General features: G+C 69.3%; 21 protein-coding genes and 1 pseudogene. 13 read left to right on the forward strand and 9 right to left on the reverse strand.

What is annotated here, in order from left to right; translation table 11 throughout:
* Positions 1-65: 65 nt before the first annotated feature.
* From ACFYWY_RS08385 to ACFYWY_RS08395, 3 genes are all read right to left on the reverse strand, one after another.
* A complete protein-coding gene (locus ACFYWY_RS08385) occupies positions 66-1,133 on the reverse strand; it encodes a Kelch repeat-containing protein (RefSeq protein ID WP_389181633.1) in 1,068 nt (355 codons plus the stop codon).
* A 153-nt stretch (positions 1,134-1,286) separates the two neighbouring features.
* On the reverse strand, positions 1,287-1,706 hold the full coding sequence (locus ACFYWY_RS08390; RefSeq protein WP_389181636.1) for an alcohol dehydrogenase catalytic domain-containing protein: 420 nt from the start codon (positions 1,704-1,706) through the stop codon (positions 1,287-1,289).
* Positions 1,707-1,709: 3 nt separating this feature from the next.
* On the reverse strand, positions 1,710-1,862 hold the full coding sequence (locus ACFYWY_RS08395; RefSeq protein ID WP_389181639.1) for a hypothetical protein: 153 nt from the start codon (positions 1,860-1,862) through the stop codon (positions 1,710-1,712).
* A 225-nt stretch (positions 1,863-2,087) separates the two neighbouring features.
* On the opposite strand from ACFYWY_RS08395, the gene ACFYWY_RS08400 reads away from it, so the two are divergent.
* Positions 2,088-3,620 carry an HD domain-containing phosphohydrolase gene (locus tag ACFYWY_RS08400; RefSeq protein WP_389181642.1) on the forward strand — a complete coding sequence of 511 codons (1,533 nt, stop codon included), beginning with the start codon at positions 2,088-2,090 and terminating at the stop codon, positions 3,618-3,620.
* A gap of 187 nt (positions 3,621-3,807) precedes the next feature.
* Here ACFYWY_RS08400 and ACFYWY_RS08405 read toward each other — a convergent pair whose 3' ends face one another.
* Both ACFYWY_RS08405 and ACFYWY_RS08410 read right to left on the reverse strand, forming a co-directional pair.
* Positions 3,808-4,749, reverse strand: a complete 942-nt coding sequence (locus tag ACFYWY_RS08405; RefSeq protein WP_389181645.1) for an STM4015 family protein — start codon at positions 4,747-4,749, stop codon at positions 3,808-3,810.
* A 455-nt stretch (positions 4,750-5,204) separates the two neighbouring features.
* Positions 5,205-5,477 (reverse strand): hypothetical protein, encoded by a 273-nt coding sequence (locus ACFYWY_RS08410; RefSeq protein WP_389181648.1) that lies wholly within the window; start codon positions 5,475-5,477, stop codon positions 5,205-5,207.
* Here ACFYWY_RS08410 and ACFYWY_RS08415 point away from each other — a divergent pair.
* The 5 genes and pseudogenes from ACFYWY_RS08415 to ACFYWY_RS08435 all read left to right on the forward strand — a co-directional run bounded on the left by ACFYWY_RS08415 (position 5,454) and on the right by ACFYWY_RS08435 (position 8,978).
* Positions 5,454-6,812, forward strand: a complete 1,359-nt coding sequence (locus ACFYWY_RS08415) for a hypothetical protein (protein WP_389182266.1) — start codon at positions 5,454-5,456, stop codon at positions 6,810-6,812. The two genes, ACFYWY_RS08410 and ACFYWY_RS08415, sit on opposite strands and share 24 nt — an antisense overlap.
* Positions 6,813-6,837: 25 nt before the next feature.
* On the forward strand, positions 6,838-7,398 hold the full coding sequence (locus ACFYWY_RS08420) for an alpha/beta fold hydrolase (protein ID WP_389181651.1): 561 nt from the start codon (positions 6,838-6,840) through the stop codon (positions 7,396-7,398).
* Positions 7,395-7,664 (forward strand): alpha/beta fold hydrolase, encoded by a 270-nt coding sequence (locus ACFYWY_RS08425; RefSeq protein ID WP_389181654.1) that lies wholly within the window; start codon positions 7,395-7,397, stop codon positions 7,662-7,664. The genes ACFYWY_RS08420 and ACFYWY_RS08425 overlap by 4 nt, the downstream gene beginning before the upstream one ends.
* A 19-nt stretch (positions 7,665-7,683) precedes the next feature.
* A pseudogene (locus tag ACFYWY_RS08430) lies at positions 7,684-7,833 on the forward strand (IS5/IS1182 family transposase); the annotation flags it as partial.
* Between the two features lie 314 nt (positions 7,834-8,147).
* Positions 8,148-8,978: an alpha/beta fold hydrolase gene (locus tag ACFYWY_RS08435; protein WP_389181657.1), complete on the forward strand. Its 831-nt coding sequence runs from the start codon at positions 8,148-8,150 to the stop codon at positions 8,976-8,978.
* A 37-nt stretch (positions 8,979-9,015) separates the two neighbouring features.
* Here the strand turns inward: ACFYWY_RS08435 and ACFYWY_RS08440 are convergent, their stop codons facing one another.
* Positions 9,016-9,153: a hypothetical protein gene (locus ACFYWY_RS08440; RefSeq protein WP_389181661.1), complete on the reverse strand. Its 138-nt coding sequence runs from the start codon at positions 9,151-9,153 to the stop codon at positions 9,016-9,018.
* Positions 9,154-9,377: 224 nt separating this feature from the next.
* Entirely contained in the window at positions 9,378-10,247 is an 870-nt protein-coding gene (locus ACFYWY_RS08445) for a helix-turn-helix transcriptional regulator (protein WP_389181664.1), read from the reverse strand.
* A gap of 191 nt (positions 10,248-10,438) precedes the next feature.
* Between ACFYWY_RS08445 and ACFYWY_RS08450 the strand changes: the two genes are divergently transcribed.
* From ACFYWY_RS08450 to ACFYWY_RS08470, 5 genes are all read left to right on the forward strand, one after another.
* Positions 10,439-11,215, forward strand: a complete 777-nt coding sequence (locus ACFYWY_RS08450; RefSeq protein ID WP_389181667.1) for an SDR family oxidoreductase — start codon at positions 10,439-10,441, stop codon at positions 11,213-11,215.
* Positions 11,216-11,268: 53 nt separating this feature from the next.
* Positions 11,269-12,177, forward strand: a complete 909-nt coding sequence (locus tag ACFYWY_RS08455) for an SDR family NAD(P)-dependent oxidoreductase (RefSeq protein WP_389181670.1) — start codon at positions 11,269-11,271, stop codon at positions 12,175-12,177.
* 31 nt (positions 12,178-12,208) lie between these two features.
* Positions 12,209-12,424, forward strand: coding sequence for a tautomerase family protein (locus ACFYWY_RS08460; RefSeq protein WP_389181672.1), 216 nt, complete (start codon positions 12,209-12,211; stop codon positions 12,422-12,424).
* A gap of 284 nt (positions 12,425-12,708) precedes the next feature.
* Positions 12,709-13,503, forward strand: coding sequence for a hypothetical protein (locus ACFYWY_RS08465; protein WP_389181674.1), 795 nt, complete (start codon positions 12,709-12,711; stop codon positions 13,501-13,503).
* A 365-nt stretch (positions 13,504-13,868) separates the two neighbouring features.
* Positions 13,869-16,679 (forward strand): helix-turn-helix transcriptional regulator, encoded by a 2,811-nt coding sequence (locus ACFYWY_RS08470; RefSeq protein ID WP_389181676.1) that lies wholly within the window; start codon positions 13,869-13,871, stop codon positions 16,677-16,679.
* A gap of 42 nt (positions 16,680-16,721) precedes the next feature.
* Here the strand turns inward: ACFYWY_RS08470 and ACFYWY_RS08475 are convergent, their stop codons facing one another.
* Together ACFYWY_RS08475 and ACFYWY_RS08480 are read right to left on the reverse strand one after the other, a co-directional pair.
* Positions 16,722-17,024 (reverse strand): hypothetical protein, encoded by a 303-nt coding sequence (locus tag ACFYWY_RS08475; RefSeq protein WP_389181679.1) that lies wholly within the window; start codon positions 17,022-17,024, stop codon positions 16,722-16,724.
* Between the two features lie 163 nt (positions 17,025-17,187).
* Positions 17,188-18,117, reverse strand: coding sequence for an NADP-dependent oxidoreductase (locus ACFYWY_RS08480; RefSeq protein WP_389181682.1), 930 nt, complete (start codon positions 18,115-18,117; stop codon positions 17,188-17,190).
* 358 nt (positions 18,118-18,475) lie between these two features.
* Between ACFYWY_RS08480 and ACFYWY_RS08485 the strand changes: the two genes are divergently transcribed.
* On the forward strand, positions 18,476-18,643 hold the full coding sequence (locus ACFYWY_RS08485) for a helix-turn-helix transcriptional regulator (RefSeq protein ID WP_389181685.1): 168 nt from the start codon (positions 18,476-18,478) through the stop codon (positions 18,641-18,643).
* Positions 18,644-18,881: 238 nt separating this feature from the next.
* The gene (locus ACFYWY_RS08490) at positions 18,882-19,310 is read left to right on the forward strand and encodes a nuclear transport factor 2 family protein (protein ID WP_389181688.1); all 429 of its coding nucleotides are present in this window, start codon (positions 18,882-18,884) and stop codon (positions 19,308-19,310) included.
* Positions 19,311-19,342: the final 32 nt, after the last annotated feature.

Below are 19,342 nucleotides of genomic sequence, written 5' to 3' on the forward strand. Positions count from 1 at the left end.
CCGCGGGTTGGCACGAGCGGCGGGCGGAGCCCCGCCCGCCGCTCTTACTCGCGTGGTTCGCGAGCTCACCCCCAGGCGGGCCGATAGGCGTCGTTGACGTCCACCGGCCTGCCACCGCCCGCGGTCCCACCACCGGGTATGTGGATCGTGCCGCCTACGGCGACCGCCGCCGTACCGTGACGAGGCACAGGCATCGGGGCGAGTCGCCGCCAGCGGTCGTGGACGGTGTCGTACGCCTCGTTCTCGGCGAAGACACCATTCGGGGTGGTGTGGTCGTGCTTGCCCTCCCCGCCGAACGTATAGATCTTGCGGCCCACGACCGCGGTGGCGATGCCGCCCCGGGCCGTCGGCATCGGTGCCCGCTCGGACCAGCGACGGGAGCGCAGGTCGTACGCGTAGACGGTGTCCCGCACGTTCACCTGCCCACGGTCCCTGCCGCCCAGCACGTAGAATGTCGACCCGACGACGGCTCCGCCCACGTGGTCGCGGGCCTGCGGCAGGCTCGGCAGCGTCTCCCACCGGCCGGTCACCACGTCGTACGCCGACACCGTGTCCACGGTGTCCTGGAGGCCGCCGGGGGACGGCACCAGCGTCCGCATGCCGCCCGCGAGGTAGATCTTCGTTCCGGACACGCCCACCGCGGCGCTTCCCCGCTCGAAGCCCGCGGGCATCGGCGACAACCGCCTCCACCGGTCGGTGCGCGGGTCGTAGACGTAGCTGTCGCGCAGCGCCTGCCACGAGGACCCGCCGGACAGCCCGCCGAGGACGTAGAGCCTGCCGCCGACCGCCGCCAGGTTGGGGTGGTTGATCGCGACGGGCAGTGGCGCGGCAGCCGACCAGGCGTCGTGTCGCGGGTCGTAGATCTCCACTCGGCCGGTGGTGGGGAAACCCGGGTCGGCGAGGATGCCGCCGATGACGTAGACCTTGCCGCCGACGGCGGCGACGCTGTGTTCCTGCCGAGGGCCGCCCGCGATCGGCGCCAGGGGGCGCCACCCCTGGCCGTAGGACGGTTCGGCCGCGGGGGGCGTTCCACCGGGTGTCGGGTGATCGGTGTGGCCGGGATGCGCGTACGCCCGCGAGGCCGGGGCCGCCGCCACGGCGGCACCGAGGAGCAGGACTGTTCGCCGCTTCATGAGAACTCCTTGCTTTCATGATTCTGTTGTGATCATTTGGACGTACGCCTCGGCGCCGGGCCGCAACGATCCGGGGCCGTGGCGGCGGTGGCGGCCGTGATGGAATCCGGGTCACGTCCGACGCGGTGCGCCGTATCGCTGTAGGGGTGCGGGTTACGGCATGGGGTTCACGACTGAGTCGGTGGGGCCGTCGGCCAGTTCCTGGATGCCGATGACGGCGAGCAGGCGCAGCTGCTCGTGCGCCGGGCTGCCCGCCGGGGCGGTGAAGAACTGCAGACGCTGGCGGCCGTCCTCGCTGAAGAGGCTCTGGCAATGGACGTCGAAGACGCCCAGCTTGGGATGGTTGATGCGCTTGCGGTCGCCGCGTCGTAGGGCGACGTCTCCGGTGTCCCACAGCTCGGTGAACTCCGGGCTGGCCCGGCGCAGCAGGGCGACCATAGTGTTGCCCGCTCCCGGAAGGGCGAGCATGCCGAGGACCTGGTCACCGGGGGCGAAGGCGGACACGCCGGGGCCGGCCGTCTCGACGGTGCCGGCGATGTCCCAGCCGATGGTGAACGGTGGCTCGCCGAGCATGGGCTAGGCCCCCGAGCGCACAGTCGCGTCGACCGGGTTGAGTCCGATCGCGCCCGTCTTGATCAGTAACTGCCCGTAGCTCGGCTCGGGGCGGGGGGCCTCGATGAGCTCGAGTAAGGACGGGTCGCCGACGGTGCTTTGGGTGATGACACGCATGAGAGTCTCCTGGGTCACATGACGTATTTGCCGGCCGCTAGGGGTGTAGCGCGACATTCGGGTGTTCCCCGGTTCACTATTCGGGCCTCGTGGAGGTGTAGCCAGGGGGATGCGAACCCCTGGCTCGCGGGCACCGGCTGCTGGACCCGCAGCCACCGGGTCCCACTGCGCCTCGGCAACCCCCGGTCCTATGGGGCGGGATTGATGTCTCGTTACGATGCGCGAATGCAGAAGATCCGAGTGGCCGAGGTATTGACCGCCCTCTCGCTCACCACCGATGTCGCCGCGGGAATGTCGTTCGAGAAAGGCCTGCGCATGAGTGCGGTCGCCACGACATTCGCCGACGCCGTGCTCGGTGTCGACTCATCGATCCGCCGGGTGGTCTTCGAGACGGCCTTGCTCCGTTCGGTCGGATGCACTTCTTTCGCCTCCGAACTCGCGGAAGTGTTCGGTGACGATGTCGCATTCCAGGCTGCTTTGAAGCGGCTGGACCAAGGCGACGAGGTGGTGTTCGCAGCGCAGATGCGCACCTTCGGCGACTGGGCAGGCAAGGACGGCCCGCGCTTGGCACAGACCTTCGCCGAGGTCTTTCCTACCATGGGCGTGCAGGCGATGAGGAGCGGTTGTGAGACCAGCCGCGCCCTTGGCACCGGGCTGGGTCTGATGCCGGAGTCGGTTGCCGCACTCGACGATGTGTACGAGCGGTGGGACGGACTCGGCATCCCCAACGGCCGCAACGGGACACAGCTTGCACTGGCCGCACGGATCGTGCACGTCGCGGAGCAGGCAGTCCTAGCCCATGACCTGGGCGGCGAACAGGCCGCGGTGTCCGAGGTCCGTCGGCGCGGCGGGGGCCATCTCGACCCGGACCTGGCTCGGGCCTTCTGCTCCGGCCCGTCGGTCGCACTCGCGCCGCTGAGACGATCGAACGCTATCGCCGCAGTCCTCGATCTCGAGCCGGTGCCGCATGTCACCGTTCCCTTCGGTTCGCTTCCGCGGCTGTGTGCGGTGCTCGCCAGGGTGGTGGATCTGAAGAGCCGGTGGCTCCTCGGACACAGTGAGGACGTGGCCACCCTGGCCGCAGACGCCGGCGAACTTGCGGGCATGGGCCCGGACGAGCTGACCGAGCTGCGCTGCGCCGCTCTGGTGCACGACCTCGGCCGGGTCGGGGTTCCCACGAGTGTCTGGGACCGACCCGGTCAACTGGGCATAGCCGAGGTCGAGAAGGTCCGCATGCACACGTACTGGACCCAGCGCATCCTGGAACGGGTGCCCGCCCTCGCGGGGCTGGCCCCGATCGCATCCGCACACCATGAGCGGCTGGAGGGCGGCGGCTACCACCGTGGCGATCCGTCCAAAGGTCTTCCGTTCGCCGCCCGCATCCTCGCTGCGGCGGACGTCTTCGCCGCACTCACCGAGCCCCGTGCGCACCGCGAGGCGTACAGCGTGCGTGTCGCGGCCGATCTGCTGATGCAGGAGGCCGACACCGGAGGACTCGATCGGGAGGCGTGCGCGGCCGTCATCGAGGCGGCGGGTCTCCCGCGGCCTCGCCGAGTGCTGCCGGCGGGCCTGACGAAGCGAGAAGTAGAGGTACTCTGCCTGGCGGCCCGGGGGCTGAGCAACCGTCAGATCGGCGAACGGCTGTCGATTTCGAGCCGGACCGTGGGGCACCACCTGGCGCACATCTACGACAAGACCGGTCGGCGCAGCAGGGCCGGAGTGGCGGTGTTCGCCATGGAACATCGACTGCTGCCCTGACTTCTCGCGTTCCAGCCTTACAGGGACGTGGCTCTCGGTGCTGAGCCGACGGGAAGATCAGTCGAGGTCACGGGTGGTGATCAGGACTCCGTACGCGTGCTGGGCGCTTTTGGGCGCCTGGACTGTCCGGTGCGTTCGACACGTGGCCTTCCGGGCGAGGGGGAGCGGGGCGATCAGCGGGCCGTGCTCATAGGCCGATCGGGCACTCTTCGAGGTCGTCATCGCCAAGATCCTGCTGGTCAGTCAGGTTGACGTGCACTCCCGCCGGTTCGAGGGCCGTCCGCATCCGCAGCATCATCGTGTCGCTCATGTAGTGGTGGCGCAGGTCGAGTTCTCGGAGATGGGTGAGCGGCCGGTTGGCCAGGAGAGCCTCCGCGCCGGGGTCGCCGAGGTTGCCCAGCGACAGGTTGAGCGAGGCCAGCTGGGCGACGACCGGGGCGTCGGCCATCGCGGCGGCTATCTCGTTCTGCTCCCTGCAGTTCTGCACACCGAGATGACGCAGCGCGGGGAAGCGGTCACCCGCGAGCAGGGTCGCGAGACCCTCCCACGGCGTCTCTGCGTCGCCGATCCACATCTCCAGGCGCTCCAGCGCGGGCAGGGCGGCCGCGGCGACGTTGTTCACGACATCTGGTGGCAAGCTGTCCGATTCGAAGCGCAGGGTGCGCAGTGCGCCGAGCCGCATGACGGGGAAGGCCAGTCCGATGCCGCCGCGGACGCCCAGCTCCTGCAGGCGGGGGTACGCCTGGAGAAGCGGGGTGAGATCAGTCTGGTACAGCCAGCTGATCCCCCTGTCGATGTCTTCCAGGACATCGCCGAGGAAGACTGCTTCGAGGCCGGAGAGCCGGGAGCGGAAGTCGACGAGCAACTGCACGGGGTACTGCGGCGAACAGGATGGGACCGCGTTGTACCAGCGGTTGCTGAAAATCAGTGCCCGCACATCCTGGAGATTCACGGCCCGGGTGAAGCGCTCCCAGTATTCGTCGATGTCCTCGTTTTCGTCGGAGTACTGGTCGCCGGTCTGCAGACGCCATGCCACGCTCGCGGCGTCGGGCAGCTCCCTGGCGCGGATGAATTCGGGAAAGTTCACCACCGGCAGGCCATGGAAACTCGTGAGGTGGTTCAGGTACACGGTGGGCTCCCTTGGTGCACGGTTGTGACTGAAGTCGGCGCTCCGCGGCGATCGGGATGGTTACAACGGCCATGCCGACGGTCTCAATGTGTGTGGCCCTTGCGGGACATCAGCCGCAGTGAGCCGCGCCCAGCGCCAGGCGGTGATCCAGCAGTGTGCCACCGCTGTGCCGCACGAACCACCAAGGCCAGTCACCCGACCCGCGGACCAACCGCCTGACGGCACCCGCGACCGTATGCGACGTGCATAAATCAAAGCCCTGGAGCATCAGCTGCAGTCCTGACGATCGCCGTGCCGTCCTCTGGCTGACGCGGACTTGGGGCATAGGTCGACTGACCGATGCGGCCGCAGCGTCACTGAGAGAGCCTTGTCGTGCCGCGGCGCTGGTACGTCTCCAGGCTGTCAGCCTGCCCGGACGCCAATTCCGGCTCGTCAATTGGGGGATCCCCATGGCTTTAGCCAACGACAGCGATCGCATGGCTGTCCAGAATCATGCAGGACGGTGTGCAGGTGAGACTTCGAGGAACGGTCATCGTGGTGCCGGCGGCGGCATCAGTTTGGGTGGGATCGTCGCGTCGGCAGGTGCCGGCGGTGTCGCCGCGACCGATCTCGTCGACCCTGGCCCCCTGGCGAGCTGAGCGGGGGTTGGGGTAGTGGCGAGGATCGCGGTTGTGGGTGCTGGTCTCAATGGTTTGACGGTGGCGATGTTGCTCGCCGGTGACGGTCATGAGGTGACCGTGTGGGAGCGGGATCCCGCAGAGGTACCGGAGGGGGACGCCGATGTGCTCTGGTGTGACTGGCAGCGGCCCGGGGTGAGTCAGTTCCGGCTGCCGAATACGTTGCCGCCGGGGTGGCTGGCTTTGATGGAGCGCGAGTTGCCGGCGGTGGTCGGTGAACTGGTGTCGATCGGCGGGGTGCGAACCAACCTGATCGACACGTTGCCAGTGGCGATGACCGGCGGCCGACGGGCTGGTGACGAACGCTTTGACAAGATCGCGGCCCGGCGGCCGGCCGTGGAGGCGGCGTTGGCCAGGGCTGCGTCGTGCACGCCGGGGGTGCAGGTGCGTCGGGGTGTCGCGGTGACGGGCCTCGATGCGGTGTCCGATGCGGTGGGTGGGGTGCCGCGGATCACGGGCCTGATCGCCGGGGGTGAGACCGTGCCGGCGGATCTGGTGATCGATGCCGGGGGCCGGCGGTCACCGGTGAAGGGTTTCCTGAAGCGTTTTGGGATTGAGTACGCGCAGGAGCGGGAGGACGCAGGTTTCGTCTACTACGCGCGGCACTTTCGGTCCTCGGACGGCTCTTATCCGGCGGCGCTCGCCATGGACCTACAGCACTTCGAGAGCATCTCGGTGCTGGCCACGCTGTGTGAGCGGGGGACCTGGCTGGTTGGGCTGATCACCTCGGCCACGGATCGTCAGCTGCGCGCGTTGCGCGAGCCGGAGGTGTGGAACCGCGTGCTTGCCCTGTTCCCGACGCTCGCGCATTGGGCCGAGGCAGAGGCCATCACCGGGGTACAGGTGATGGCAGGGCTGGAGGACCGCTACAGCCGTCTGGTGGTCGATGGGTCGCCAGTGGTGACCGGGTTCGCAGCGATCGGGGATGCGTGGGCGACGACGAATCCGTCGCTGGGGCGCGGTGCCACGATCGGCGCCCTGCACGCGTGCGCGCTGCGCGATGTGCTGCGTGAGGTCGGCGTCGAGGCGGCGGACAAGTTGGTGCGGCGCTTCGACGAGGTGACCGAGGAAAAACTGGGCCCGTTGTATCGGCGCACGCTGTCGTTCGACCGGCATCGGCTGGCCGAGATCGACGGCGACGTGGCCGGGCAGCCGTACCGCACGTCGAGCCGTAGTTGGGCCATCGGCAAGGCCCTCGGTGCGGCGGCCCTGCGTGATCCGGACGCGCTGCGGGCCTTTCTCTCGGCCGCCTCGCTGGTCGACTCACCCCCCGGGGAGCGCAGCGGTCCGGCGCCTGGTGACCTGATGGCCGGACCCGATGCGCAGGCCCCCCGGTATCCGAGTCCCGGTCCCAGCCGGTCGCAGCTGTTGGCGGCCATCGGGTGATGCGGCTATCTCCATGATCGAGCGGATGACGATTCCGACCGGGGACGGCGTCTTCGACGCCCTTGCCGCGGGTCCCCGAGACGGCCGAGCGGTGCTGTTGCTCCACGGATTTCCCGAAGCCGCCGACATGTGGGAGCACCAACTCCTCGCGTTGGGTGCGGCCGGTTACCGGGCGATAGCCCCCGATCAGCGTGGCTACTCACCGCGGGTGCGCCCGGTCGCCGTCGAGGACTACCGGTTGGAGAACCTGGTCGCTGACGTACTGGCCATGGCCGATCAGCTGGGCTGGCGGCATTTCGACCTGGTGGGCCACGACTGGGGCGCCGCTGTGGCCTGGGCGTTGGCTGCTGCACAACCGGATCGGCTGCGCACGCTGGCCGCGGTGTCCGTTCCGCATCTCGGCGCGTTCTTCGATGCCATGAGTGAGGACCGCGACCAGCAGCGGCGCTCGCAGTACATCGAGCTGTTGCGCCGGCCGGGTGAGGCGGAGCAGGCGCTGTGCGACTCCGGGGCGGCGCGACTGCGGCAGGTATACGCCGGCAAGGTGCCTGCCGACCGGGTGGAGCGCTACCGCCGGGGGCGATGACCGCCGCTCTCAATTGGTACCGCGCCCTGGACAGCAGCCGGTCGCTTGAACCGGTCACGGTGCCGACGCTGTACGTCTGGAGTACCGAGGACACGGCGGTGGGCGCCACCGCCGCGCTGGACACGCAGCACCGGGTGACCGGGCCGTACCGGTTCGAGGTTCTGGAGGGTGTCTCGCACTGGGTACCCGACGAGGTCCCGGCAACGATGAGTACGTTGCTGTTGGAGCACCTGGCGCGGTTTGCCACGCATCGTTCCGGCGCATGACCACGGCAAACCTGGTGACCGCCACCGCTCGGTCGTCGAGAGGACGGTCTCCTGGTTGTTCGTATGCCGACGCCTACGCCGCCGCTATGAGCGCAAGGCCGAACACTTATTACTCGCCTTCGCAGGCATAGGAGCCGTCCTCATCGGCTACCGCCGACTTACCACATAGGACACGGTCTTATGGCTGCTGAGGAGATCCGCCGGCATCGAGCGTTTCGCCTCCAACCAGGGCTGCTCTACCCAGGGTTGGTATCCCCTGGATCAGCGTTGCTGTGCGAGTGACGCTTGGGGCGTCAACCCTTGGCGAACTCGCCGCGTTCCTGACGTCCCGGGCACGACTAAGTCCGGCCGACCGACATCGCTTCTTCGCCTGCGAGGGAGACAGGGGCAGGGCAAGAAGACCCCGTAGTCCTCACTCTCGCTGGTCTGAGACACTTTCAAGAGAGGGCATCTGTGAACGAGTACCGTCCCCGCAGCGGCTTTGTGACGACGGACGACGGCGTCCGTCTGCACTACATGGAGGCTGGCACGGGGCCTGATCTACTCCTCGTCCCGGGCTGGTCGCTCTCCGCAGAGCTCTGGCGCCACCAGATCGAGGAATTCGCACAGAGCCACCATGTCATCGCTCTGGACCACCGCGGGCAAGGCAAGTCGGACAAACCGGCGCACGGCTACCGCATTTCCCGTCTCGCCGTCGACGCTCACCAGGTGATCGACACGCTCGGCCTCTCGGACGTCACGTGGGTCGGTCACTCCATGGGGTGTGGTGTCGCCTGGTCGTATTGGGATCTGTTCGGGGGGCATCGGCTGAGTGCCATGGTCCTGATCGACCAGCCTGCCGTGCTGGTTGCTCACCCCCACTGGCCGGATGGACTCGCCGACGAACTGGGCGTCCTTTTCACGGTGGATGACTTCACGGCACTCACCTCCAGTCTGCAGGGGCCGGACGCTGCAGCCGCCGCGGCACGCACGCTGGCGATGATGTGGACGGCCGAGCTGGCCGAGGGCGACCGGCAGTGGATCATTGAGCAGAGCATGCTCATGCCTCGAGAGGCGTCCAGCGCCCTGCTGTTCGACAGCGGGGTGCAGGACTGGCGCGACGTACTTCCTCGGATCACCCTTCCCACGCTGGTCATCGGCGGCGAAGCCAGCATGTTTCCCGCCGCGGGGCTGAAGCACGTCGCCGCTGACATCCCGTCGAGCACCCTGCGGTTGCTGTCCGCCGACGAGCGGGGGAGCCACCTGTCATTCCTGGAAAACCCGTCCCTGGTGAACCGCGTGATTCGCTCCTTCCTGGAGGAGCAATCCGCCTGAGAAATACCGGTGTCGGCCGGGCGACGACGATGGCGCTCTACGCGATCGACTCGAAGGTGGTCTCCTCGATCTCCGGACGGGAGACGCTGGTGACCTGCAGGCCGATCGCGGTGTGATCGCTGCTGTGCCGCGTCGACCAGAGGCGTCCGCGGCGTGAGACCTGCGGGGCCGCCAACGTGCTCCCACCCGCAGCCGGCCATCGTGCCGGCTGCGGCGTGTGACGGAGGACTGGTCGCCCGGCTGACGGGATGCGGTTCATGGTGCCGGTCCCGTCGGTCTGCGCCCGGCCCAATCCCCGCTGTTGCGGGCGGCAGGGCGGCGCCACCGGGCCCGGGTACACGTACGCGCCCCAGCGCGCGGACCTGCCGGACCAGGAGTTTCGTTCGCTTCAGCCGGAGTTCATGCCCCTTCCTGGCGGTCCGCGTTCTCGCCGACGCCCACACCCGTGGCGATCCCGGAGAGCAGTTCCAGCTGGGCCGCGCCTTCGGTGCCGGGCGGGGCGGCGAACCACAGCAGGCGCTGGCGTCCGTCCTCACTGAACAGGCTGTGGCAGTCCAGCTCGATGACACCCAGAGCGGGGTGGACGATGCGTTTGTGATCCTTCCGGCGTAGGGCGACTTCGTGGGTGTCCCACAGGTCGGCGAACTCCTCGCTGCGCCGCCGCAGCTCGGCCACCATGCCGGCCACCTCGGGATCCCGGCCGCGCCGGGCGGCGACCGCACGGAGGTCCGCCACGAAGACCCGGGAGTGGTGCGGGTGGTCCTCCGGAGGGTAGAGCTTGCGGGAGTCGGGGGCGGTGAACCAGCGATAGGCGAAGCCCCCCGTCGGGCCGCGTCCCGGTGGGTGCCGGCCGACGAGCGCGACGGCCAGCTCGTTCTGGACGAGGGTCTCGTGCAGGTCGGTGATGACCTGGGCGGGGGTGGTGGTGAGCCGGTCCAGTAGGCCGAGCAGGGCTGGCTGGACGTGCGCGGTCGGGCCTTGGGCCGTCGGGCCGAGGGCCCGGCCGGCGAGGTGGAACAGGTGGTCGCGTTCGTCGCCGTTCAGGCGCAGCGCCCGGGCGAGGGCGGCTACGACCTGGGCCGAGGGCTGGACGTTGTGTCCGCGTTCCAGCTCGGTGTAGTAGTCCGCCGACAGGCCGGCCAGCTGCGCGACCTCCTCGCGCCGCAGGCCGGGGACACGGCGCCGGGGACCGGTGGGCAGACCGACGTCGCTCGGCCCGATCCGGTCGCGCCGGGACTTCAGGAATGCGGCAAGTTCGCGAAGGTTCACGGCCCCATCGTCACTCGTATCGTGGTCCAAGACCAGGGATGACAACCCCTGGGTAGACACAGCCCTGGCTGGGGACGGAAGACCGGCGGATGGTGGAGGACAGAGGGGCACCACGACGGTGACGCCGTGGCCCCGCGCTCCACCCTCCACACATCGTGCAATCCCCGATCCCACCCCATGCAGGAGTCCCCATGTCCCTCCAGAACCCCGCGGAGAGCCGCGCCAGGTCCGACGACAAAACCCCCCGTGTCGCCATCGTCACCGGTGGCTCGCGCGGCATCGGCCGCGAAGCGGTGAACCGACTGGCCGCCGACGGGTTCGCCGTCGTCGTCGGGTTCGCCGGCAACCGGGACCTGGCCGAGGCCGCCGTCAAGGACGTCACCGCGGCCGGTGGCCGGGCCCTCGCCGTACAGGCCGACGTCGCCGACGAGCAGGCCGTGGCCGAGCTGTTCGCCACCGCCGAGTCCGAGTACGGCGGCGTCGACGTCGTCGTCCACGCCGCCGGCCGGATGCACCTGGCGCCCATCGCCGACCTCGACCTGGCCGTTCTGGACGCGGTGCACCGCACCAACATCCGCGGGACCTTCGTCGTCGCCCAGCAGGCCGCCCGCAAGGTACGCAACGGCGGGGCGGTCATCACCTTCTCCACATCCGTGGTGGGCCTGGCCTTCCCCGGTTACGCCGCCTACAGCGCGAGCAAAGGCGCGGTGGAGGCCCTCACGCTGATCTTCGCCCGCGAGATGCGCGGGCGGGACATCACCGTCAACGCCGTCGCCCCCGGCCCCACCGCCACCGACCTGTTCCTCGACGGCAAGGACGAGGAGACCATCGCCCGCCTGGCCGCCCAGCCCCCGCTGGAACGGCTCGGCACCCCCGCCGACATCGCCGAGGTCGTCGCCTTCCTCGCCTCCCCGGCCGGCCACTGGGTCAACGGACAGGTCATCCGCGCCAACGGCGGCATCATCTGACCGGCCGCAGGGCTCTCTCCCACACAGGCACCCTTCTCCTCGAGGATCACCCCATGCCCTCCGACACACCCAGCACCATCCTGGTGACCGGGGCCTCCAGCGGCTTCGGGGCGCTGACCGTACGCGCCCTGGGTCATGCAGGCCACACCGTGTACGCCGGGATCCGGCAGACCGCCACCCGCAACGCACCCGCGGTGGAGGACCTGGCCCGGTACGCCGCCGACCACACCGTCGACCTGCACGCCGTCGAGCTCGACGTCACCTCCCAGGAATCCGCCGACGTCGCCATCGCCCACATCCTGGACGCCCACGGCCGGCTGGACGTGGTCGTCCACAACGCCGGACACATGGCCACCGGGCCGGCCGAGGCCTTCACCGCGGACCAGCTCGCCGACCTCTACGACGTCAACGTCCTGGGCACCCAGCGCGTCAACCGCGCCGCACTGCCCCACCTGCGCGCCCAGGGCGACGGGCTGCTGGTGTGGATCGGCAGCACCAGCACCCGCGGCGGCTGCCCGCCGTTCGTCGGTCCCTACTTCGCCGCGAAAGCGGCCATGGACGCCCTGGCGGTCAGCTACGCCGCCGAAGTGCTGCGCTTCGGCATCGACACCACCATCGTCGTCCCCGGCGCCTTCACCTCCGGCACCAACCACTTCCTCCACGCCGGCGCCCCCGTCGACACCCATCGAGCCGCCGAGTACAACGAGCGCTACGGCACCCTGCTCGCCGGCCTCGACGAGCGGCTGTCCGCGCTCATCCCCCCGGACGCGGACGCCGCCCAGGTCGCCGACGCCGTCGTACGCCTGGTCGCCATGCCCGCGGGCACCCGGCCGCTGCGTACCCACATAGACCCCAGCCGTGACGGCAGCGAAGTCGTCTCCGCGGTCGCCGACCGCGTCCGTGCCGACTTCTTCCGCCGTGTCGGGCTGGACGACCTGCTCACCGCAGGCAGCTCCCTGTAAGCAGTTCAATCCCATAGGAAAGAGAACGACCATGCCATTCGCGAACTTCAAGGTCCCCGCAGGCACCCTCGACGAAAAGCAGAAGGAGGAGATCGTCACCCGCACCACCGAGCTGTACGTCGAGATCTACGGCGAGCGCGCCCGGGCCAACACCATGGTCCTGGTCGAGGAGGTCGCCGACGGCGGCTGGGGCATCGGCGGCAACGTCCTGACCCTCGCCATGCTTCAGCAGACGCCAGAAGGCTGACGACCGCACCACCCACGGTCCGTGGGTGCGAGCCGACAGACGTCGCTCCTCGCTCGGCAGGTGCCGAGCGGGGAGCGACGTCTGTCGGGGGTGTGGGGGTGTGCTTCAAGGTCGCTTGGTACGGGGGATGTTGCGGTTGTCCGGGATCGGTAACGGCGTGGTTGTGGGTCGAGGGCCGGTCTTTCCTGGGGGCGTTCGTGGTGCGCATGGTGATCAGGCATCCGATCACACGGGGTGCGGGGCATGTGCCGCCGGACCCTCTTCCATGAAACGGGGATACCACTATGGCTTCCACTCTCAACGCCAAGTCCTTTGTCGTCGCTGCGGCGTTCCTTACGGGGACCATGCTGCTGACGGCCTGTCAGGACGACACCGCCGGTGCGGCCTCTTCGTCGAAGAGCGGCGCCTCCGCAGCGCCGGTGGGGGCGGCGGCGAAGTCCAAGGGGGTCAGCGGGACCTTCGCCGGCGGGACGGTGGAGTATCTCGCGCCGGGCAAGCACATCGTCAATGCGAACGGCAAGGAGCAGCAGTTCTTCGTCGCCGAGGACACCAAGGTCTACGGCGCGGGCACCATCTGCGGCAAGCTCAACCCTGCCGCCGACACCCCCTGCACGGTCGACGATCTGGAGAAGGTTCTCAAGGGCGGGTCGATCGCCGCGGACGTGGTCATGAAGGACGGCATCGCCAGCAAGGTCACCGAGCGCCCGGCACCGGACGAGGGCCCCGCGGTCGACGACAGCGGGAGCGGCTCCGGCGCCGGCGCCCCGGAGTCGGCCATCGACGGCATCAACAAGGGCAAGGGCGTCAACGGCACTTGGTTCGGCAACGTGAAGTACCTGGCGCCGGGCAAGTTCACCGTCTCGGACATGAAGGGGACCGAGCAGCAGTTCTTCGTCGCCGAGGACACCGAGATCTGGGGCTACGGCGACATCTGCGGCGACGAGAACGGCGGTGAGGGCGGACAGGCCGGCATCGAGTGCACCGAGGAAGAACTGGAGGCGGCCACCAAGGGCACCGGCGTGTCTGCCGAGGTCGTCATCGTCAACGGCATCGCCACCACCATCAGAGACGACCACTGACCTCACAGGAGACCAGGACCGGCACCACCTCCGACGAGGGATGGGTGATGCGCAGGGTGTGCCCTGGGACTGGCGTGGTCGAGGCCACACACGGGGCTGGGTCCGGTCCGGGGCCCCTTCGCAGCCCGGAGTCCGGGCAACTCGGACGAGCACGGGGCGTAGTCGCTGCGCCCGGGACCTTCACAGGAGCCGGGCGTCATGCAGCTCAATCTGCCGACCAGCCTGGTATAGGCTCGAACCGGCCATTGAGGCCTACGCCGAACCCAAGTTGTCTCACGCGTGGCTGGATCACACCGAGTCTTGTACCAAATCTGCACCTGGGCGCGGACGTTCCGACTGGAAGACATTCTTGGGGGATGCATCAGGTGAGACAAGAGCGCTTCGTGTCGCGCCAGTTCCAGCTCCGTGCTCGGGCACGCGAGGGAGAGGCAGTCGAACGGCTCGTCCGGGCGGCACGCTCAGGGCAGGGCGGCGCACTGGTCCTGCTCGGCGAGGCCGGTATCGGGAAGACAACGCTTCTCGCCTACGCCTCGGACGCGGCGGTGGGCTTCCAGCCGCTGCGCGCGGTCGGCGTCGAGTTCGAGATGGACCTGCCCTTCGCGGCTCTGCACCAGCTCTGCCAGCCGCTCCTGCACAGGATCGATCGGATTCCCGGCGCTCAGCGAGATGCGCTGGAGGCGGCGTTCGGATTGCGCAGTGACGTGGCGGCCGACCCCTTCCGTGTCGGACTCGCCGTCCTCGGTCTGCTGACCGAATCCTCCCGAGAGAGCCCGGTCCTCTGTGTGGTGGACGATGCCCAGTGGCTCGACAGCGCGTCGGCGCGTGTCCTCACGTTCGTCGCTCGACGGGTTGAGTCCATGGGCGTCGCCTTCACGTTCGGGCTGCGTGACGTGCCGGGCACCGATGTGCTGCGAGGGCTGCCCATGCTCACCGTGCTCGGCCTCCCTGAGGGCGAGGCCCGCGCGCTGCTGGCGGCGGAAGTGCTGGCGCCACTCGACGGAGCGGTCCGCGAAAGGATCATCGCTGAGGCGCGTGGCAATCCTCTCGCGCTGCTGGAGCTGGCGCGCAGCGCAGGGCCGGCAGGCATTGCGGGCGGTTTCGCCCTCCCGGAAACGGTCGCGGGGAAGATCGAGCGGAGCTTCCACGATCGCGTTGCGGCACTGCCTGATACCACGCGGCGGCTGCTTCTGATCGCAGCGGCGGAGCCGGTCGGAGATCCGGCGCTGCTCCAGCGCGCCTGCGCGTACCTCGGCACGCGCATCGATGCGGCGGCCCCGGCGGAGGCGGCCGGGCTGCTGGAGCTCGGCGCACGTGTACGGTTCAGCCATCCGCTCGTACGCTCCGCTGTCTACAGGGCCGCGCCGTTGGCCGAGCGCCGCGCAGCTCACTCGGTACTGGCCAGGGCGACGGACCGGCAGACGGACCCCGATCGACGCGCCTGGCACCGGGCTCAGGCGATATCAGGCGTGGACGAGGATGTCGCGGCCGAACTGGAGCAGTCGGCGCAGCGAGCACAGGCCCGTGGCGGTCTGGCCGCCGCGGCGGCCTTCCTGGACAAAGCCGCCGTACTGACGCCGGACCCCGCCCGCCGGAACGAACGCCTGCTGCTCGCCGCGCGGGCCAAGCACGACGCCGGCGCTCCTGACGAGGCGCTGAGCCTGCTCGCCGCGATGGACCCCGGTCTGCTGGACGGCCTCCAGCACGCCCGGTCGCTACGCCTGCGCGGCCAGATCTCGTTCGCGGTGCAGCGAGGAAACGAGGCCCCGCCACTGCTGCTCGAAGCAGCGCGACTGCTCACCCCCATCGACGCGGGGCTCGCCCGCGAGACGCTCCTGGAAGTGCTGTGGACAGCGGCGTGGGCAGGTCGGTTCGGCCATGCCGAGGCGGTCGTCCGGGCAGCCGAGGCCGTTCTCACCAGCACACCTCGTCCCCAGCCTCCAGGAGGAGCCGACCTTCTGCTGGATGGCCTGGCGAAGCTCTTCACCAGGGGGCTGGCGGCAGCCGTACCGGACATCCGGGCCGCGCTCAGCGCCTACCGGCGATCAGGTGACATACGGGCACTCCCGCTCGCCTGCCGTGCAGCCTGGGGCGTCTGGGACGATGACGCCCTGGAGGCGCTCTGCACGCGGCTGAACGAGACCGCTCGGGACTCGGGAGCGCTCGCCGTGCTGCCGGTCGGTCTGAATTTCGAGGCATGGCTGCGCCTGCAGGAGGGGCACTTCGACACGGCCGACGCGCTCATCCAGGAAGCGGATGCCGTCGCAGAGGCAACCGGTGCGCCGAAGACGAAGTACGGGGCAGCGTTTCTGGCCGGGTGGCGCGGTGACCCGGACCAGGGTTTGCGGCTCTTGGATGGCAGCGCACGTGAAGCGGCCACGCGCGGAGAGGCGACCGCGGTCACGATCACCGAGCTGGCCACCGCGGTGCTGCACAACGGCGGCGGCCGCTATGACGCCGCGCTCGTCGCCGCGCAAAAGGCTGCGGAGCAGGTCCAGATCTCGGCGTTCGGGGTATGGGCCATGCCCGAGGTCGTCGAGGCCGCCAGCCGCCTGGGAAAGAGGGAGGTGGCGATCAACGCGGCCGATCGGCTGTCCGAGAGGACCCTTCCGTGCGGCACCGACTGGGCCCTCGGCGTCGAGGCCGCGACGCGAGCCCTGATCGCGGACGACACCGTGGCGGAGGACCTCTATCGCGAGGCGATCGAGCGACTGGGACGGACACGGATACGCGTGCAACTGGCCCGGGCGCACCTCGTCTACGGAGAGTGGCTGCGTCGTCAGAGACGCCGTGCCGATGCTCGCGCGCAGCTGCTCACGGCACACGAGCTGCTCTCTGCGATGGGTGCAGAAGCGTTCGCGGCGCGAGCGGAAAGCGAGCTGAGAGCAACGGGCGGGTCCCGTCGCCCGGTGGCTGGTCCCGAACGGCTCACCGACCGCGAACTTGACGTCGCCCGTCCCGTCGCGCCGTCGTCGGACCTGCCCGCTGGATTGACAGAGCGGGAGGTGCAGGTGCTCTGCCTGGCGGCCCAAGGACTGCGCAATCGGGAGATCGGCATGAAGCTGTCGATCTCGAGCCGGACGGTGGGGCACCATCTGGCCCACATCTACGACAAGACCGGTCAGCGCACCCGGGCCGGTGTGACGGTGTTTGCCATCGAGCACGGACTGCTTCCCTGACACCCCTGGATTCTGTGGGCGATCACAGCCGCGGCCGCGCGGCTACACCTTGAAGTCGCCGACGTGGCTCCAGTCGTACGGATCGTGCCAGCGGCCCACCTTCGCGGCCGACCAGTCGAGCTTCCAGCCGGAACGCACGCCGCGTGCTCCCCAGCCGTCCGCCCGCTTGCCAGGGGGCTCGAGTCCGGCCGCCTGGGCCGCAAGTGCAGCGTCGTACGCCTCGCACGCGAGCCGTACGGCCTCGCAGCGGTTGTCGGCCTGGCCGGTGAACACGTGCAGGCCGTGCAGGCCGGGGTGGGTGGCGTTCCTTATCGGGACGTCGACCTCGAAGTAGGGCTTGGTCATGACGTCAAACTCCCTCGATGCTGGTGGGGGATCACCGCGACCGTCGCGGCGTCGGCGGGTGTGGGTGGGGGCGGCACGGAGTGTCCGTCCCCCTGCGTGCGGAAGAACAGGACGGTCACGGGCAACCGGACGTCCAGGCCTCGGGGTGTACGCGCAGTGGCGGTCAGGGGACCAGGACGAGCTTGCCGGTGGCTGAGCCCGTGGCCAGGACTTCGTGGGCCTTGGCTGCCTCGGCGAGCGGCAGCACGTGGTCGACGTGGACGGTGAGGTGTCCGGCCTTGACGAGGGCCGCCAGTTGGGTCAGGTCGGGGGCGGAGGGGCTCACGATGGTGACGGCATGACGGATGCCGAGTTCGGCGATCCGGTCCGGCGTGATGCCGGTGTCCTGGGGGTGCGCGCTGACCAGCATGCCGCCGGGGGTGACGATGCGGGCGGAGCGTTCGCCGTAATCGCCTCCGACGAGGTCGAGCACGACGTCGACCGGGCCGACCTCGGTGAAGTCCTGGGTGCGGTAGTCGACTGGCTGGTCAACACCCAAGCGGCGCAGCAGGTCGTGCTTGCCCGCGCTTGCCGTGCCGGTCACGTGGGCGCCCCGGGCCTTGGCGATCTGGACGGCGAGGTGACCGACGCCGCCCGCGGCTCGGTGCACCAGAACGCGCTGTCCCGGCTGGATCTGTGCAAGGCCGACGAGGCTCTGCCAGGCGGTGAGACCGGCCAGCGGAAGCCCGGCCGCCTGCTCGATCGTGAGATCGGAGGGCTTGTGGATGATCTCGTTGACGGAGGCGAGTACGTACTCGGCGTACGTGTTGCCCGCCCCCGGAAAGGCGAGCATGCCTAGGACCTGGTCACCGGGGGCGAAGGCGGACACGCCGAGGCCAGCGGTCTCGACCGTGCCGGCGATGTCCCAGCCGATGGTGAACGGTGGCTCGCCGAGCATGGGCCAGGCCCCCGAGCGCACAGTCGCGTCGACCGGGTTCATGCCGATCGCACCGGTCTTGATCAACACCTGCCCGTGGCCCGGCTCCGGGCGGGCGGCCTCGACGAGCTCGAGCACGGACGGGCCGCCGAAGGTGTGCTGGGTGATAACACGCATGACTGTCTCCTGGGCGAATTGCGTTGTCGGCCGCCGGGCGTACGGCGCCGGTTCGTGGTGCTCCCATGCACTCCGGGCCGGCCCGGCGCAGGAGGACGACCATCTCGGCCGACGCCCGTCGTTGTCGGGACGGCGGCGACCGGCAGATCAGACACCGGAACCCTGGAGGGTGGGGAAGGCCTTTCCCTCGGACGAAGCGTCCGGCTGCAAGGTCCCGGCGAGTCCACGGGGGCAATCTTTGGGCCCTCGCGGAGATGTAGCCAGGGGGATGCTGACCCCTGGCTCAAGGGCACCAGGCTGGCGCGCCGATGATCACCGCTCCGCCCGCCCGGCCGCAGGTCTCCCGAGGCCCCGCCGAGTGCTGCCGGCGGGCCTGACGGAGCGAGAAGTAGAGGTGCTCTGCCTGGCGGCCCGGGGGCTGAGCAACCGTCAGATCGGCGAAGGGCTGTCGATCTCGGACCGGACCGTGGGGCACTACCTGGCGCACATCTACGACAAGACCGGTCGGCGCAGCAGGGCCGTGTGACCGGCCGGTGCCGGGACGCCCGTATCGAGTCCCCATTTTCCGCTCATAGGTCGATTGCCCGATGCCGCCGGGGCGAACCCCGGTGTTCATTGGTGCCGCAGCTCCTCCGGCTGTCCAGGTTCCGGAGGGTCGCGAGGAGCACTCGGGGCGTAGGCGCCGATCCTCGGCTGCACCGGGGGCTGCCGCCGCTCAGTTCTTCGGCGGCCGACCGTACAAGGGAACAGGAATGGGAGTACAGATGACCGTCAGTATGACGAAGGGCCTGCAGGCCACCCGGGCGTTCAAGAACCAGGAGGCGGTGGCTCAGATGTACGCCGATCTGAGCCGTGGCAACGTTGAGGCGGTCCTCGCCAGGCTGAGTGACAAGATCGAATGGGTTGTCGCCGCCGGGTTGCCGTACGGCGGAACCTACCGCGGCCCCGAAGCCGTACTGACCAACGTGTTCGCTCGGTTCGACACTCAGTGGGAGGACTTCGCCGTTGTCCCGGCAGAGATCTTTGCCGTTGAGGATGTGGTGATCGCGCTCGGGCACTACCAAGGGCGAGGCCTTGAGACGGGCAAGGCGATGAAGGCGCGCTTCGCGCATGTGTGGCGCTTCGAGCACGGTGTGCCGGTCGCCTTCGAGACCATCGCGGACACCGGCGTCATGGTCGCCGCCATGTCATAACCAGCATTCACCAGCCGGTTGTCGATGGACAC

Origin of the sequence: Streptomyces sp. NPDC002870, assembly GCF_042888505.1 — a bacterium.
Lineage (GTDB): Bacteria > Actinomycetota > Actinomycetes > Streptomycetales > Streptomycetaceae > Streptomyces.